Origin of the sequence: Bradyrhizobium sp. AZCC 1578, from assembly GCF_036924675.1 — a bacterium.
In the GTDB taxonomy this organism is placed as follows: Bacteria; Pseudomonadota; Alphaproteobacteria; order Rhizobiales; family Xanthobacteraceae; genus Bradyrhizobium.
The window spans coordinates 193,652-207,659 of sequence record NZ_JAZHRZ010000001.1 but is presented as its reverse complement, the minus strand read 5'-3'; the positions used below and the strand labels follow the sequence as shown (position 1 = coordinate 207,659).

The window sequence follows — 14,008 nt, the reverse complement described above, 5'->3', positions numbered from 1 at the left end:
TTGCGTTTCGGTAACCCATGCTCTGCTCACAAACGATAAGTTCAGTCGTTTTTTGGGAGATAGACATATGGATGTGTATTTTAACACCAGACGTGATCTGCTCGTTGTGAAGAAGGGATGCCCGATACCGCCTGTTGCGACGCTGGGAAAATGGCGCAAGAGCAAGAAGAGGGTTGTCAAGGTCAGCGATGAGATTAGGTCAGCGCTTCAAAGGCAGGGCTACTACATGCGAAAGCTGAGAGACTTGCGTACTGATCGAGACTAGCGGGAACCATCTATCGCGGCAGTTCTCCACATGTGCAATCTCTACAGCATCACCACAAACCAAGAAGCCATCCGCGCGCTCTTCCGCGTGATGAATCGCTATGTCGGCAACCTACCGCCGATGCCGGGCGTGTTTCCCGATTATCCGGCGCCGGTCGTGCGCAATTCGGGCACCGAACGCGAGGTAGTCATGATGCGCTGGGGCATGCCGCCACCGCCGCGCACTGGCGGGCCGCCGGTTACCAATATTCGCAATACGTCGTCGCCGCATTGGCGAGGTTGGCTGAAGCCGGAAAACCGTTGCTTGGTGCCGTTCAACAGTTTTGCCGAGTACGCACCTGAACCCAATCCGGAGACGAAGAAGAAGGACGTTGTTTGGTTCGCGATCAATGACGATCGGCCGCTGACCTGCTTCGCGGGCATCTGGACGGAGTTCAACGGCGACCGCGGCACGAAGTCGAAGCCGATCCCCGGTCCACACAACGTCTATGGATTTCTCACCACGTCGCCGAACGCCGTTGTCGAACCGATCCATCCAAAAGCTATGCCGGTCATCCTGCAGACCGACGAGGAACGCGACGTTTGGATGAGAGCGCCGTGGGACGAGGCCAAGGCGCTGCAGCGACCGATGCCCGACGATGCGATCAAGATCGTTGCACGCGGAGCTGACAAGGAGGACAAGGCTGCTGCATGAATGTTACGCTGCCGTCCGACGGGGCAATTCGACTATTTCGGAGGCTGTAGGCCGGGTGAGGTCAGCCACTCGTTGATATGAGAGACAGTGTCAGCTTGCCTTGCCTGCAGCTCTAATCGCTCACGCTCGATGCTACCCGGGGGAAGAGCTTCAGCCTGTGCCCTGATCTCGTTCGCACGTTCGGCGAGACGCTCTTCAAGAGAACCGGTCTGTTTAAATCGACGGCGCTTCATCATGATCTCCGTCCCTGCTACCTTATAACGGTTGCGGCAACATCACGGTTCGGATTTGAACCCGAAGGGCTTCGCGTTGCGGCATTCACGATTGAGCGAGCGATGCGCTGATTTGTTTCTGTCGGCCACCGGACAGACGGGGTGGAAGAAGCGATGTGTAATTAGCGATGGGGAGGGGACCGCATGGCTAAAAGCGTAAGCGCATCAAAACACACGGTGACCTTTGAAGAGCTGCTGGCGGAAGAGGCGAATAAATTTAAAGAGGCCGCGGAAAAGCAACCTGCCGGAAGCACTGCCAGGGAATTGCTTTTGCGGCGCGCCCGACAGGCCGAAAAGCCATCTCACATCAACGATTGGCTTCGATCTCCCGGACTACAGCCGCCCAAGGCACTAGAAAATTTGGGTTCGATCCGAAAAAGTAGGGCCGAACCCTAGTGGCCTGAACTGGCAAGGGGACTGCAAGTGAAGGACTATCAGGCCTCTCTGGAGAAGCTTCGGACCGATGCGGCTGAAGCGGCGCTGATCCGGGACCTAGCAACCGATGGGACTAAACGCGAAATGTTCGACCGGCTAGCCAAGCATCTGGGCCAACTGGCGGACGACGTTGAGCGGGCCATGAATGCGAACAGCAGAAGTCGCCCGTGTACCTAACGTCAATCTACCGCGACGGCCATCGGATCACAGGGTGTCATTCGCCCTACCTGCCATCAAAGCGTTCTATAAACGTAGGGAACCGTTAGGCCGATCCGTGCCTTAACCTCCATTGGAGGTGCTCATGGCAGCGACAAGATCAGCATCGAAGCGGCCCGGATCGCCGATCGGCAAGAAGGGACAGCGCAAAGCAAACCCGAAGTATAAACGCCGCTCGCGCCAGCCGTGGAGCGATAAGGAAATAAAGCAGCTTCGCTCGTTTGCTAAAGCCAACACGCCAACCGGCGTTATCAGTCTCAAGATGCAGCGTCCTCCCGCGTCGATCACCAGTAAGGCGCAACGCGAGGGGATTTCCCTGAGACCGGTGAACCGCTCACCATACAATCGTCGGAAGACCGCGCGGCGCTAGTGGCGCGTTGACGGGGCTTCGAGGACTTGGCTGATGTCAGGTTCCTCAAGTCCGTCAGCACTGACGCACTCACAGGGCATGCCCGCCCCGCACTGGCAGCCCAGTTCATCGCTCCAAGCCCGCTGGGGATGATTTTCGCATACCCATCCAACTCCGAAGCAGATGGGACAATTATGATTTATTATCACGCGACAATGCTTTGAACGAGCTGGCACGTAGTAGACCTTCCGATGTAATGTCTCGGTACTCGACGTCAGCGAAGAACTTCGGTTCGACCCATGTCGCCTTCGGTTTTCTGATGGGCCGGGTCAGCTTGGACTTGGGACTGACCACCGTATCAAGCTGTTTTCTGATCTGGCTGGAAACAGTGCGAGACCAACCCGTCCCGACCTTGCCCATATAAACCAGTTCTTTGCCTTCCTGTTTGCCGAGGTACAGCGCGGCCACGCCGCTAGGGTCTTTGACAAAGCCGACGACGGGAAACTTGCCCTTGTGCACGGCCTTGATCTTCAGCCAGTTCTCATTTCGCTCCGACCGATACGGGGCGTCAGCCCGCTTAGAAATGATGCCTTCCCAGTTCAACTTGGTGGCATGCTCAAACATCTTCTGTCCGTCGCCGACGAGGTGCTCGGAAAACAGGACCGGAAGTTCGATGTCGTTTTCGCTGAGCAGGTCCAGAAGGCGTTGCTTGCGTTCGATCTGCGGTCGGCTGCGAACCTCTCCGTCGCGCCAGAGGAGGTCGAATGCATAGAAGACCAAACGATCTTGTCTGCCGGCGGCAAGTTCGGCTTGGAGTTCGGAAAAGTTGGTGCGGCCCTCAAGTATGACAACCACCTCTCCATCGATGATGGCTTGACCCGGAATATCGAGGGCGCCAGCAATGACAGAGAACCTTTTGGTCCAGTCCAGCCCGGTGCGGGTATAGACTTTCTTGCGACCGTTGTTGACATGGACCTGAACGCGATAGCCGTCGAATTTGATCTCATGAAGCCACTGGTCGCCCTTCGGCGCCGTCGACCTCAGCGTCGCAAGCTGGGGCTTAATGAACCCCGGCATCTGAATTTGCTTTGGCAATAACTCAACTCACAAAAAAGCCCGCCGGAAAGCGAGCATTCTTGCGCAGTTCTCAGAAATCTCGAACAATCAGGGGGCGTGATCGCTTCTGCCACTACCTTGCTATCAGGGGGCTCGAAGACACTCGGCTGGTTCAAAGGCGTCATGGCCTAATCGCGGATTGCCCGTTTTATCCTCAGGCGCGGACATCGCGCGTTATGGCCGCATGTCCGTTTTGTGGGCAATTTCGGAAGTGTCCCTGCTTGAACAGCAGGTCGGTTATACTCTCACGAACGTCAGGCCGCCCCCGGCTGGTCCGTTCCGTACGGCCTTGAAAAGGGATGGCACCTATTATTGCTGCGACTACTGCGGACTGGAGGTTGTTAGAGTCAGTGTCGGCGACGATAGATCGGAGATGAGCGCTACGGCGGGCGCTTTCGTTGTGAAATGTCCTCCGAAGCGCCAGGAACGACCACGTAGCGGCCGAGTTAAGTCGACAAAACCCGCTGAGGGAAGAAGCCAATGGCCCGCGCTACAGCCCATCCGGATCATCAATGCATCTCAAGTGAAGACATTCAGGGAACCGAGGTTTATGGGGTAGGTGGACAGAACATCGGTGAGATTGATCACCTCATTATCGACAAGGTGTCAGGTCGCGTGGCTTATGCCGTCATGAGCTTTGGCGGATTTGCTGGGTGGGGCGCTCTAACATATGATACGTCGCTTGGTGGTTTTCGAGTATCACCGAGCAACAGCTGAAGGATGCGCCTCAGTTCAGTGACGACTCCTGGCAGGATAGAGATTGGGAAACGCGCACCCATCGGTACTACGGAACGCCTACGTACTGGGAGGGGCGCGGTGGCCTATAACGCTAGACAGCGCTCATTCCCAGTTGGCAATTGAGTCGTTGAAGAACTGGTCGAGCCCCGGGAATCGGTGAGAAGCGGGAAGCAGCCTAGCCCCGATCGGGCAGACACGCCGGGCGTGTATCGCCAATCGAGTCAAGGACGTCCTTGACGGTGCAAGAGCTTCGTTCGGTGAAACGCCAAAAGACGGATCCTGGCACGCGACGATCAGCGCCATCTCGTGGGAATGCGGATCTGCACGGTCCTTCTCCAGTCGTACTCCTCGCGGCCCGTCTCCGGCAGCACCGAGATTGCCCAGCCGCGTAGCGTCTGGAGGGCCGGCCGCCGTTCGTTCTTCATCATCAGCATCGAGATCACTCCTGCCGGACGAGTCCGTTGGCCCATCGCCCGCTCCGGCTGCTAACACAGGGCAGGGCTTCGAACTTGCAAGTCAGCGGCTTCCCACGTGTTCCGCCGCCCTGGGCGCAACGGCAATCAGGGGCGGTCGGCCGTTTTCTTCGCTTGCTGGATCGGCGGCTTGAGGAGGAAAGACGATTGGGCACGTGGCCCGTGGTTGTGGAATGCCTCCCGCTTGCCAGACAACACGTTGGGATCGGCGCTCTTCGGCTGTTCGGCCACTTTGGCGAGCCGGGCGCGCAGTAACGCGAGCACGGCGGCTTCCTCCGGCTTCAGATTTTCGACAGCGCTCCGAAGCTCGCTCTCGGCTTGTAACTTGATCTCGAGGACCAGATTTCCGTCCATGTAGGCGTTCAGCACCTCCGGATGGATGTAGCACTTCCTGCAGATCGTCGGCGTGTTGCCGAGCCGTGCGGAGACTTTTTCGATCGCGCTGCGAAGATTGCGTTTGGCCTGAGCGGCACTATCGAAGCTCTCAAGTTCGCTCAAGGCCATGGCCGCCAGCACCGTCCCCGCCCAGGTTCGGAAATCCTTTGCCGTAATGTCTTTACCGGTAATTGCCTTGAGATACTCATTCACGTCGGTCGATGTGACATCCTGGCAATTGCCTTGTTCATCGATGTACTGAAGGAGCTCCTGCCCGGGGAGCTCCTGACAGGCCCTAATGATCTTGGCGAGACGCCGGTCTCGTACGTGCAGCGACCATTGTTTGCCGCCTTTACCAGTGAATCGGAAACGGACCTCGTTTCCCTCGATGGCCACGTGCCGGTTCTTCAACGTGGTCAGGCCATAGCTGTTGTTCTGCCTGGCGTAATCGTCATTCCCTACACGTATCAACGTGGTCTCCAAGAGATGTACGACGGTTGCCATAACTTTTTCGCGCGGCAGACCGCGCAATGCTATGTGCTCGTGTACTGTTTCCCGAATGGAAGGCAGGGCGTCTGCAAATGCGACCACATGCTCGTACTTCGTGCTTTCCCGCACCTCGCGGAAGCGCGCATGGTAGCGATATTGCTTGCGACCCTTTGCGTCACGCCCGGTTGCTTGGATGTGGCCATCCGGAAACGGGCAGATCCACACGTCAGTCCAGGCGGGCGGGATCGCGAGTGCCCGTATCCGCTTCAGCGCGTCAGGCTCGAGCCTCGAGCCGTCGGGTCGTGTGTAACTGAATCCCGTCCCCGCCTTCTTGCGCCGAATACCGGGCCGTTCGACGGAAACATAACTCAGGCCCGCAGATTCGGCGGCATCCCGCGGGTCGACGATCGCCTGCGCGCTATCCGGTGGCTCGACCAGCGACACACCGCCTCCTATCCTGCCTCCAAATGAACCTTTCTGATGAAAGGGGGTTCCCTGAGGGGCATAAGCTGTCAGACAACGCCACCCTTTGCACTGGCTCGAAGAGCGGGCGCCGCTGAAGCTATGGCTCGTTTGGTCAATCGGCTCTGCGGTAGCGCCCGCCGTGCCTTCCCGTGGCCGGTTTCGCCGCGCCGCTCCGGCGGGTAGGCTTTGCCGGGCGCTCGGCGGCGACGCTTCGCCGGAGCGCGTCCATGAGGTTGACGACGTTCTCGCGTAACGGCTTGACTGGAGGGGCCTGCGCGGGACGCTTCGCCTGTTTCTTGCGCAGGATGCGCACGAGCGCGCTGCGATAGTGATCCTCCAGCATAGCAGGATCGAAATCGGCCGACTTCGTCTGGATGATGTGCTGCGCGAGCTTCATCATTTCGGGCGGCAGCTTGATCTCTGGAATCTCGCTGAAATATTCCGACTCATTTCGGATCTCGTGTGCGAAGCGCAGCGTTGCGCCGCGGAGGCCGCGGCCCGTCGGCTCGAGTAGAAACGGCCGCTCGCGTGAGGACAGTACCACGCGCGCAAGGCCGATAACGGCCTCTCGGCTCATCGCATCTCGGATCACCGCAAACGATTCTTGACTGATCTCCTCGCGGGGCATGATGTAGTACGGCTTCTCGAAATATCGCGACTCGATCTGCCCGGCGGGAAGGAAGCGCTCGATTTGGATTGTGCGCGTGTTCTGCAGCCGCGGGAAAGTGACGGCTTCCTCCTCCTCGTCTTCATCATCATAGTCCACGGTGCCCTCTTTGGCGGCCGCGTCGTGAAGGCTGGCGGGAACGGTTGGCGGGCTTTCACGGCGGGGCGGAGCGGCAAGCTCAACCTCACCAGCCGCCGGGCGCTCGCGTCGCGCCCCGCCGGGCGCTCGCGTCGCGCTTGTTCAAGGTCTCGGTCCTCGACCAGCATAAATTCGTTCTCGCCGACCTCATAGCCGCGCGCCTTGTCCGCTGCGTCTATGGCTTGGCCTTTGAGGCGATGGCCTGTTCGCCGGTTGACCTGCCGGAAGGAGATCCGCTCCACGGCCGAGCTTGCGGGATAGAGCGCGATGGGACACGAGACGAAGGACAGCTTCAGATAGCCCTTCCAGTAGGGTCGGGATGCCGGCACCGGAAACTCCAACGCAAAAAGGGTACAGTAGCCGATGGTCAAGCCCGCGGTGTCAACGGACGGAAGGGTCAGGAGCTTCAGGGTGGCGCGTGTTCCACATCTCTTACAGGAATGTTCCGATGGTCCTGCGGAGATTCGAGCCCGCCGCTGCTACGTCCTGCGTCAAGCAGGCTCGATGCTCAAACGTCGAGTTTCAACGGCATCCGACAAACACGAGCTCAGGGCAGGACCGCTTTCGAACCAAGGCAGACGCGCTCAATAGCGCACCAAACAGCTCTTTAAGCCCAACCCGTCGGACTCCGCGCTTCAGCCGCGTTACCTGAGCGTGGGGCCCGCGCTCAGCGATAACGTCTCCACCGAACCGTAGCGAAGACTTGTTCTCGCTAAGAAGCTGGCTTCCTCGCTCGAGGAACTAATTCGGCGCGACCACGCAACTATCGGCGGCCGTTCAACTGCGGCGATTCGGTAGGCGCGAGCGGAAACGAAATCGTGATCTTGGCCGTTGTCGGGTGTGGCGCGCCCTTGCCACGTTGAAACCACGAACCGGCAAAACCCCATGCGCCACAGTTCCGACTTGCAGGATGGTTCTGGAGAGATTGTGCCGCATGCGGCCGACGCGCCGCCAGCGACGCCGACTCGGAACAGCGCCGGCCGGCGGAGGTTTCCGAGCGTACCGGGTCCGAGGGGCCCCCGTCTCCCGAGGCCGCCGGCGCGCGGCAGGACCAAGCGGGAAGCTTACGCAGCGCGATGGCTGGGCGGGTCTTGTTCAGCGCCATCAAGTCGGACCTGATGGCGTTTGGGCGATATCTCACGCAATTGCGGGGCGCAGCCCTGGCGAAGTGGCGGCGGAAAGCGGACCAGTGCGGCAAGCGCCCAGCGATGAAAGGCGAGGGGAAGTGAGGCGCCGCGCTATCGCCATCGTGGCGTTCATCCAGGGCATGGTCATGGCGACGCTGGTTGTGGCCATCGTGATCACGGGTGGATTCTGTGGGCGCTGTACGGCGCGCCGTTCGCTGACACGCCGGCACGCTTCGACCGGCATTCCCTTCTGCTGGAAGCGGCGGACGGCCGCCCGCTCGGACGCGTCGGACCTCTCGCCGACGCAGATGCCCGCAACGCCTTCCCGGACCTGCTCGTCAAGGCGGTGCTGAGCATCGAAGATCGCCGCTTCTACCAGCACACAATCACCCAGCAGCTCGTGAGGCTGCGCGGTCTTGTCGGGCGCGAACAGTCGATGAACCGCAAACTGCGCGAGGCATTCGCAGCGCTATGGCTCGACTTTCACATGGACAAGGAAGCGATCCTCACCGTTTGGATGGCCTCGGCGCATGCCTCGCGCTGGGGCCATTTTTATTGACCTTTACTGTTTGCTGCGATCGACTTCCGTACCTGTGGGGTTTGGAGACGGCGGCGTTGGACGGTTGGTCGTCGCCGCTCCGGTGGTCGTGCCGGGCTGGGTAGTCTTGCCCGAGGGCCCCGCAGGGTTGGCCGGCTGGGTCTGCTGCGCGGTCTCGCTGGGCGGCGTGACGCCCGCCTGGTCCACGCTGTTGTTATTGAGGCCGTAGAACAGGACACCCAGCACAACTGCGATGGCGATGGCGTACATTGCGACCTTGGTGCCGCTGGCGGGACCTTCGGCGAGCTGGGGATCGGCTTGCAGCTCATTATCGCGACGCCGCATTTCCTCATCACTCCGGCCCGCACGATGGGGATCGTTCGGATTGGGTTGGTATGCCATGAATCCGTTCCTCTGGTAGCGCCCCAGTTAAATGGTCGGCGCTCGCGGATGTTCCTCGCCAATGTTGCGACCACCGGCCACACCACTCGTCCCCAGTGGTCCGACGGCGGGCCGAGGCGCACTCGTCTGTCCGAGTTACGGCCGGTGTAGCGCGGAATTTCCGCCGGCGGTCTCTTGTACCATTCGCAGGGCCTCATTGAACTTGGCACGGTCGTGCCGCGCTTCCGGCGGTAGCGACGTGACCGTGTGATGAATGTCGGCCCGGGATCGTCAGCCTGCTGTCGAGCGGCTTGTTTGCCCATTCCCAGAAGCGATCGAAATCGTCCATCAAAGGTCCTCCCGAAGGCCTCTGAAGAAAGGATGCCTTCACCCGATTTGGCTCGGTACTCGATCTCGGCGAGCAATTCTGGCTCCACCCAGATGCCCTTGTGCGCGATCCGCTTGGTATAGGGCTGGGTTTTTCGGATCAGTGGCGTCAGGCGCTTGCGCAGCTCGGCGGATGATTTCTTGTCAAAGCCATGGTCTACCTTGCCGGCATAGATCAGGTTATCGCCTTTGCGGCGGCCGACATAGATGCTATCCCAATCGTTGCCGTCCAGTGCAAAGCCCGCGATGGTCAGCGTCTCCCGCTGGGTGCAGGTCTTCTTGACCCAGTACCGGCCGCGCCCCGATGGGTAGCGGCTATCGCGGACCTTTGAGAGGACGCCTTCCAGTCCGACCTTGCAGGCGTGCGCGAACATCTCTTTGCCGTCATTGGATCGCCGTCTTCTCGATCAGTTTTTTCAGATGCGATTTGCGTTGGATCAGCGGCAGCTTTCGCAGATCATGGCCGTTGAGGTAGATCAGGTCGAAAGCAACCATACGATCCGCGTTGACTTGCCGCGCAACTCGTTCTGTAGCACCGAGAAATCCGTGGTGCCATCGGCGGCGGGCGCTACCACCTCGCCGTCGATGATCGCGCTGCCTGCGTCGATCAGATAGGCATCGGCCGCGACTCTGCTGAGGCGCTTGGTCCAATCATTGCCGCGCCGGGTGAAAACCTTGATCGCGTCATTGTGGATATGGAGCTGGACTCGGTAGCCGTCGAACTTGATTTCATGGATCCGGCGATCGCCGGACGGTACCTTCTCGATCGACGTCGCCAGCGCGGGCTCGACGAATCCGGGGAAAGGCGCCTTCACGCCGATCGCCATCGCCTTCTTGCGCTGGAACGCCATGCCAAAAACTCCAACTCAACAAAAATAGATCGTTTCAATACTCCAGGTCGGATTCGTTCCCGAATTGCTATGCTCCAGCGCCCGGAAACATTCGGAAGCCTCAAGGATTCTCCCGTCGTCACCAGATGTAAATCAACGGGAGGATGAGTGTGGCAGCCAACAAACCGGTGGGCGACAACGCGCGGAAAGGCGCGGTAAAGAAGCGGTCGCAGGTGAAGACCAAGCTGCGCGGCGCGACGGCTTGGACTAAGCGTAGCAAGAAGTCCGGTGAGTTTATGGCGGTAAACAAGCCGGCGAAAAAGACGAAGGCAGCCAAGAAATTCAAAGGGGTGCGTGGAAAAGAGAGCCGGGAGAAAGAAAAGAGCGCGAGCCGGCGGACGACGGTGATCAACTAACATTTGTTATGGCAGAATCGGATGGGCTGGCGCAGCTTCGTAGCGTCAGCCTGATGTGGGTGTCGGGCTGCCGTTCTTCCTCAAGGGCCTCAGTTCAGCCGTTTGAGCTGGGGCCTTTGGCGCTCGGTTGGTGAAGATCTCTACCCGGCGAACGTAGTTAGAGGTCCCCATGCCACGTTACTATTTTGATGTGCGGGAGGCCGGGCAGCCTCGTAGTCGACGAGGAGGGAATAGAGTTGCTGGATATCGAGGCTGCGCAGGACGCAGCGGCGCGATCTCTGGTGGACATGGCGAGGGATGCGCTTCGCAGAAATTCCGGGGATTCCATCTCCCATAATTTGGCAATCGAAGTTCGCGATGTAGCCGGACCCCTGCTTCAGGCCAAATTCACAGTCGCGGCAGATCGACCACTACGCTAGAGCTTATGCCGCAGTTTTATCTGAGCGAGGACAGCGCGAGTACGGTTCGCCGTTGCAATCGATCGCGGCGGAAGGGGGAGGCTATCAGCGTTTCGGGTCTGGACCTGAGCGGCAGCTTCGCGACCTTCACGGGGATTGTGCAATCGGTCGAGATCACCCAAGAGGTGGCCAAGGAGAAGCGCTTCCTGGTGACGATCAACGAGGTTGGCGCGACATGAAGGCTTCTACGTTGGGATGCCCATTTCCTTAATCGCCTGCGCAGAGATGTCGGCCGGTTCGCGTATGCCAGTCTGTGCGACTTCGATGATTTTCCTGGCGAGAAGTTCAGCCAATGGATCGCCCCGGTCAACGATGCCGATGGCGCGCAATGCTTGCTCATAGGCGGTCGTCAAGCGGCTGATCTCTTCTGGTCCCATCGGCATATTTTGCAACAGGCGATAAATGGGCATCGGTTATCCCAGGGCTTTGGGTAACGGGAACTTGAGGCGGTACGCGAGATTTGGAACAGCCTTTTGTACAATACTGGGCAGACGTTGCCATCTTTTCCCGCTTCGATGTTGGACGCCAGATTGTCTGGCTGTGAAAGAAGGTACTCGAATGGCCTCGGCGCACGTCCCGCGCTGGGGCCATTTTTGCTCGACAAATCAGTGCCCAAGGGGACGGCGTTAGAACAGGCTGCTCAGGCGAACAGCTTGGCGCCGGCCGGCGTGAGGGTCACGAAGGTCCCGGATTCGTGCACCGTCAGCCAGCCGCGATCGGTTTAGCTTAGATCGGGCGGCATCGCCGGCACGTCGTCAGGATCGGCCGGATTTCTATTGCAGTTCGGGCAAGGTGCGCCGGCGCCGCCGCAACCACAGGCCCTTTCTCCCAAGAACGGCCGATCGAAGTGATTTTCACAAACCCACCGACTGTTGTCACACCGAGGACAGTACAGCATCGAATTCCGACATATAGCAAAAAAAATTAATGTCGGTGCAGTCATTGCGTTCCGGCACCTTGCTGTAAACTAGCGCGGTTAACTTTTGTAGCGAGAGGCGGCCGCAGCACGGTGCTGTGATTTCGGCGTGGACCTTTGTGGGTGAAGGGCTGGCCTCCAGGGACCTCAGCTCCACGTCTCTGAGCTGGGGCCTTGGTGCTAGAGGGCAGCTGAAAGGCCCACACGGGACGAGGGAGTTCTTCCCGTGCTGGCTTTACCACGGGAAGGGGCACTTGAAAGGCTCACACGGAAATGGGGGACGAGGGAGTTCTTCCCGTGGTTCTTTATCACGGGAGGGCCTTTTGTTATGTCCACAGGCCCGCGCACGCATTGCCATTCCCTGCAAACGGCTGCTTGTTCACCTAACTGGGTGACGCACAGACCAGCTTGCCTGGCGCATTTGGGAGCCCACCCGGCCGGGCACGATGGAGCCTCGAACCAGGGTTTGCCTTCGAAAATACTAAGCGGGAAAACTGTCCAACACTCACGGAGAGGTTTGATAACCTGCGCCTGCGCTGATGAACTAGTGAAACTCGTGCTAGTCAGAATTAACAGCAGTGGTGCCGCCAGAACGGGAGCGAAATTCATCGCGTCCTCCTTCTCTTTGCGGTTGCGGCTTCACACTACTACCTCAGCGATCAGAGAAAAGGCAGAACGACGGACATAGCTCGAGATTATCCAGCTCGGGTCGGTTAGAATCATCAATGGTCCGGCCGCGGCCTGTCATTGGCTTAGCACTGGATATTCGAAGGCAACGACTTCTGGATCATTTCGTCGAACCAGGTTTCAGCGGTGTCCTTGGTGGCGAACACCTTGATGTGTTGCCATCACCGACCCGCTTTGCGGGCATCATCAGCGGTGATGTAGCCGCTTGTAAAAGGTTGCTTCGCAAGCACAGTGTGCATTGTGGATTGCGTGCGATTGATTTTCGCATTCCTAGACGCTTCCAATCCATCGACTTCCTATTCCGTCGGTGAACTTCGACGACAACCTCGTCATCGGCGTGCGCAACTGTCGAAGCGCAAGCGGGCGCATCGAGAGCCCGCACGTCCATTGCTGGATGCATTTGCGCATCTTACTTGAAGATCGAGCGCCATCCTTGGCGGGCCAGCGCTCGCAGCCCGGTCGACGCCGGATGAAAGCGCGGTCGGGGGCTGCAGTATCAGGGACAGCAAATGAGCGTGCGGGCGTTCGCGAATTATGTTCATGACTGGGAAACCCCAGAACTGGCCGCAGAAGTCCACTGTATCCTTGACGCGATCGACGCGCCACCGATCGACGACCATGGTCTGTTCACGTTCCAGAAGATTCTGTATCGGCGCAAATATTTTGATTACGACGCCCGCGGCCAGATCATCCTAACCTGCCGCTGCATTCTCGAATCGGAAGGCAACGGAGGCGCCTTCGCCGAACCCTTCGTCAGCGCCGTGTACGGTGTCTGCAGCAAGCAATCATTTGCAGACCGCGGCCTCGATTTGGTAGCCGCCTTCGATCACATCCCGCTCCAGGAGATCGTGAAGACGATGCGCGGACTCGACCTTTTTAAGGAGCCGAGCATCGGTCACTATCTGTCGATGATCGTTCAGAACAAGGTGCGCAAGATCCTGTTTCCGCCGCAGCCGGAACCGCCGCCAAAGCCAAGCAAACAGGAGCGGATTGCAGCAGACAAGCGAGCGACTGCCGCAGCGAGAAACAAGAATGTCGAGCGGAAAATGGATCTCGGCCGCAAGCTGGCGGCGCTAAGGGACACCTTACCGAGCAACCAGAAGTTCGGCTGGGCTGTTCGCAAGCAGTTCGGGCTCGACAATCCCCTCGAGGTCGCCGAGATGATGCGCGTGGCTCGGCGATATGGCAAGCGACCCGAGATTTTCCGCAATGTTGGCTGGCGTGTTCTTACGGAGTTGGCGTCTTCTGCAACGTCAGAGGAAGAGCGCCGAAAGTTCGAGGTCAAAATTGCGGCTGGCGAACGGGTCGATGGAGCGGAGATAATCCGCGCGCGGTCATCAAATGGGCTCGGCCGATCGCGGGGCACGGGCCGCGAGGGGACGGTCTCCGCCGATATGAACGCTGATCGTTGCGGACGCGGATGACAACATCCTATTCGAGTGCGGTGCCTCTTAGAATGCGGTTGTGCTTAGGGCCTTGCTGTCCTCGGCAAGCGGCCCGCCGGCTCCTGAACAGCGAACCAGGGCGGCGTTTGCCACAACCGCCCCGGCTCTAACCCACGCCACGAAGGATGCACT

General features: G+C 59.2%; 16 protein-coding genes and 3 pseudogenes. 11 read left to right on the top strand and 8 right to left on the bottom strand.

Translation table 11 applies throughout. From position 1 onward, the window contains the following. Positions 1–295: 295 nt before the first annotated feature. From V1290_RS01160 to V1290_RS01145, 4 genes are all read left to right on the top strand, one after another. Entirely contained in the window at positions 296–958 is a 663-nt protein-coding gene (locus V1290_RS01160) for an SOS response-associated peptidase (RefSeq protein WP_334362592.1), read from the top strand. A gap of 416 nt (positions 959–1,374) precedes the next feature. Next, positions 1,375–1,626 (top strand): hypothetical protein, encoded by a 252-nt coding sequence (locus V1290_RS01155; RefSeq protein WP_334362590.1) that lies wholly within the window; start codon positions 1,375–1,377, stop codon positions 1,624–1,626. Between the two features lie 27 nt (positions 1,627–1,653). After that, the gene (locus tag V1290_RS01150; protein ID WP_334362589.1) at positions 1,654–1,842 is read left to right on the top strand and encodes a hypothetical protein; all 189 of its coding nucleotides are present in this window, start codon (positions 1,654–1,656) and stop codon (positions 1,840–1,842) included. Between the two features lie 124 nt (positions 1,843–1,966). Further along, positions 1,967–2,251 carry a hypothetical protein gene (locus V1290_RS01145; protein WP_334362588.1) on the top strand — a complete coding sequence of 95 codons (285 nt, stop codon included), beginning with the start codon at positions 1,967–1,969 and terminating at the stop codon, positions 2,249–2,251. Positions 2,252–2,422: 171 nt separating this feature from the next. On the opposite strand, the gene ligD (V1290_RS01140) is transcribed toward V1290_RS01145, so the two are convergent. Beyond that, complete coding sequence (gene ligD, locus V1290_RS01140; protein WP_334362587.1) at positions 2,423–3,307, bottom strand: non-homologous end-joining DNA ligase; 885 nt, start codon at positions 3,305–3,307, stop codon at positions 2,423–2,425. Between the two features lie 519 nt (positions 3,308–3,826). Here ligD (V1290_RS01140) and V1290_RS01135 point away from each other — a divergent pair. Then, positions 3,827–4,173: pseudogene (locus tag V1290_RS01135) on the top strand (PRC-barrel domain-containing protein). A 204-nt stretch (positions 4,174–4,377) separates the two neighbouring features. Here V1290_RS01135 and V1290_RS01130 read toward each other — a convergent pair. The 4 genes and pseudogenes from V1290_RS01130 to V1290_RS36415 all read right to left on the bottom strand — a co-directional run. Beyond that, the gene (locus tag V1290_RS01130) at positions 4,378–4,554 is read right to left on the bottom strand and encodes a hypothetical protein (RefSeq protein ID WP_334362586.1); all 177 of its coding nucleotides are present in this window, start codon (positions 4,552–4,554) and stop codon (positions 4,378–4,380) included. Between the two features lie 90 nt (positions 4,555–4,644). Then, on the bottom strand, positions 4,645–5,859 hold the full coding sequence (locus tag V1290_RS01125) for a DNA topoisomerase IB (RefSeq protein ID WP_334368902.1): 1,215 nt from the start codon (positions 5,857–5,859) through the stop codon (positions 4,645–4,647). A gap of 139 nt (positions 5,860–5,998) precedes the next feature. Then, positions 5,999–6,652 (bottom strand): non-homologous end joining protein Ku, encoded by a 654-nt coding sequence (gene ku, locus V1290_RS01120; protein ID WP_334362585.1) that lies wholly within the window; start codon positions 6,650–6,652, stop codon positions 5,999–6,001. Between the two features lie 227 nt (positions 6,653–6,879). Beyond that, positions 6,880–6,933: pseudogene (locus tag V1290_RS36415) on the bottom strand (hypothetical protein); the annotation flags it as partial. Positions 6,934–7,916: 983 nt separating this feature from the next. Here V1290_RS36415 and V1290_RS01110 point away from each other — a divergent pair. Together V1290_RS01110 and V1290_RS01105 are read left to right on the top strand one after the other, a co-directional pair. Then, positions 7,917–8,171, top strand: a complete 255-nt coding sequence (locus V1290_RS01110; protein ID WP_334362584.1) for a hypothetical protein — start codon at positions 7,917–7,919, stop codon at positions 8,169–8,171. Beyond that, on the top strand, positions 8,165–8,377 hold the full coding sequence (locus V1290_RS01105) for a transglycosylase domain-containing protein (protein ID WP_334362583.1): 213 nt from the start codon (positions 8,165–8,167) through the stop codon (positions 8,375–8,377). The genes V1290_RS01110 and V1290_RS01105 overlap by 7 nt, the downstream gene beginning before the upstream one ends. A 3-nt stretch (positions 8,378–8,380) precedes the next feature. On the opposite strand, the gene V1290_RS01100 is transcribed toward V1290_RS01105, so the two are convergent. Both V1290_RS01100 and ligD (V1290_RS01095) read right to left on the bottom strand, forming a co-directional pair. Then, positions 8,381–8,758 carry a hypothetical protein gene (locus V1290_RS01100; protein WP_334362582.1) on the bottom strand — a complete coding sequence of 126 codons (378 nt, stop codon included), beginning with the start codon at positions 8,756–8,758 and terminating at the stop codon, positions 8,381–8,383. 327 nt (positions 8,759–9,085) lie between these two features. Beyond that, positions 9,086–9,975: pseudogene (gene ligD / locus V1290_RS01095) on the bottom strand (non-homologous end-joining DNA ligase). A gap of 149 nt (positions 9,976–10,124) precedes the next feature. Here ligD (V1290_RS01095) and V1290_RS01090 point away from each other — a divergent pair. From V1290_RS01090 to V1290_RS01085, 3 genes are all read left to right on the top strand, one after another. After that, complete coding sequence (locus V1290_RS01090) at positions 10,125–10,370, top strand: hypothetical protein (RefSeq protein WP_334362581.1); 246 nt, start codon at positions 10,125–10,127, stop codon at positions 10,368–10,370. 188 nt (positions 10,371–10,558) lie between these two features. Beyond that, positions 10,559–10,789: a DUF6894 family protein gene (locus tag V1290_RS36410; RefSeq protein ID WP_442894955.1), complete on the top strand. Its 231-nt coding sequence runs from the start codon at positions 10,559–10,561 to the stop codon at positions 10,787–10,789. A 5-nt stretch (positions 10,790–10,794) separates the two neighbouring features. Beyond that, positions 10,795–11,007, top strand: coding sequence for a hypothetical protein (locus V1290_RS01085; protein ID WP_334362580.1), 213 nt, complete (start codon positions 10,795–10,797; stop codon positions 11,005–11,007). Between the two features lie 6 nt (positions 11,008–11,013). Here the strand turns inward: V1290_RS01085 and V1290_RS01080 are convergent, their stop codons facing one another. Further along, positions 11,014–11,238, bottom strand: coding sequence for a hypothetical protein (locus tag V1290_RS01080; protein WP_334362579.1), 225 nt, complete (start codon positions 11,236–11,238; stop codon positions 11,014–11,016). 1,702 nt (positions 11,239–12,940) lie between these two features. Here V1290_RS01080 and V1290_RS01075 point away from each other — a divergent pair. Next, a complete protein-coding gene (locus tag V1290_RS01075) occupies positions 12,941–13,855 on the top strand; it encodes a hypothetical protein (RefSeq protein WP_334362578.1) in 915 nt (304 codons plus the stop codon). Positions 13,856–14,008 lie beyond the last annotated feature (153 nt).

Coding starts and splice junctions, on each gene's coding strand:
- V1290_RS01145 (WP_334362588.1), top strand. CDS start 1,967: ATGGCAGCGACAAGATCAGCATCGAAGCGGCCCGGATCGCCGATCGGC.
- V1290_RS01075 (WP_334362578.1), top strand. CDS start 12,941: ATGAGCGTGCGGGCGTTCGCGAATTATGTTCATGACTGGGAAACCCCA.
- V1290_RS36410 (WP_442894955.1), top strand. CDS start 10,559: ATGTGCGGGAGGCCGGGCAGCCTCGTAGTCGACGAGGAGGGAATAGAG.
- V1290_RS01160 (WP_334362592.1), top strand. CDS start 296: ATGTGCAATCTCTACAGCATCACCACAAACCAAGAAGCCATCCGCGCG.
- V1290_RS01100 (WP_334362582.1), bottom strand. CDS start 8,758: ATGGCATACCAACCCAATCCGAACGATCCCCATCGTGCGGGCCGGAGT.
- V1290_RS01155 (WP_334362590.1), top strand. CDS start 1,375: ATGGCTAAAAGCGTAAGCGCATCAAAACACACGGTGACCTTTGAAGAG.
- ligD (WP_334362587.1), bottom strand. CDS start 3,307: ATGCCGGGGTTCATTAAGCCCCAGCTTGCGACGCTGAGGTCGACGGCG.
- V1290_RS01080 (WP_334362579.1), bottom strand. CDS start 11,238: ATGCCCATTTATCGCCTGTTGCAAAATATGCCGATGGGACCAGAAGAG.
- V1290_RS01130 (WP_334362586.1), bottom strand. CDS start 4,554: ATGGGCCAACGGACTCGTCCGGCAGGAGTGATCTCGATGCTGATGATG.
- V1290_RS01085 (WP_334362580.1), top strand. CDS start 10,795: ATGCCGCAGTTTTATCTGAGCGAGGACAGCGCGAGTACGGTTCGCCGT.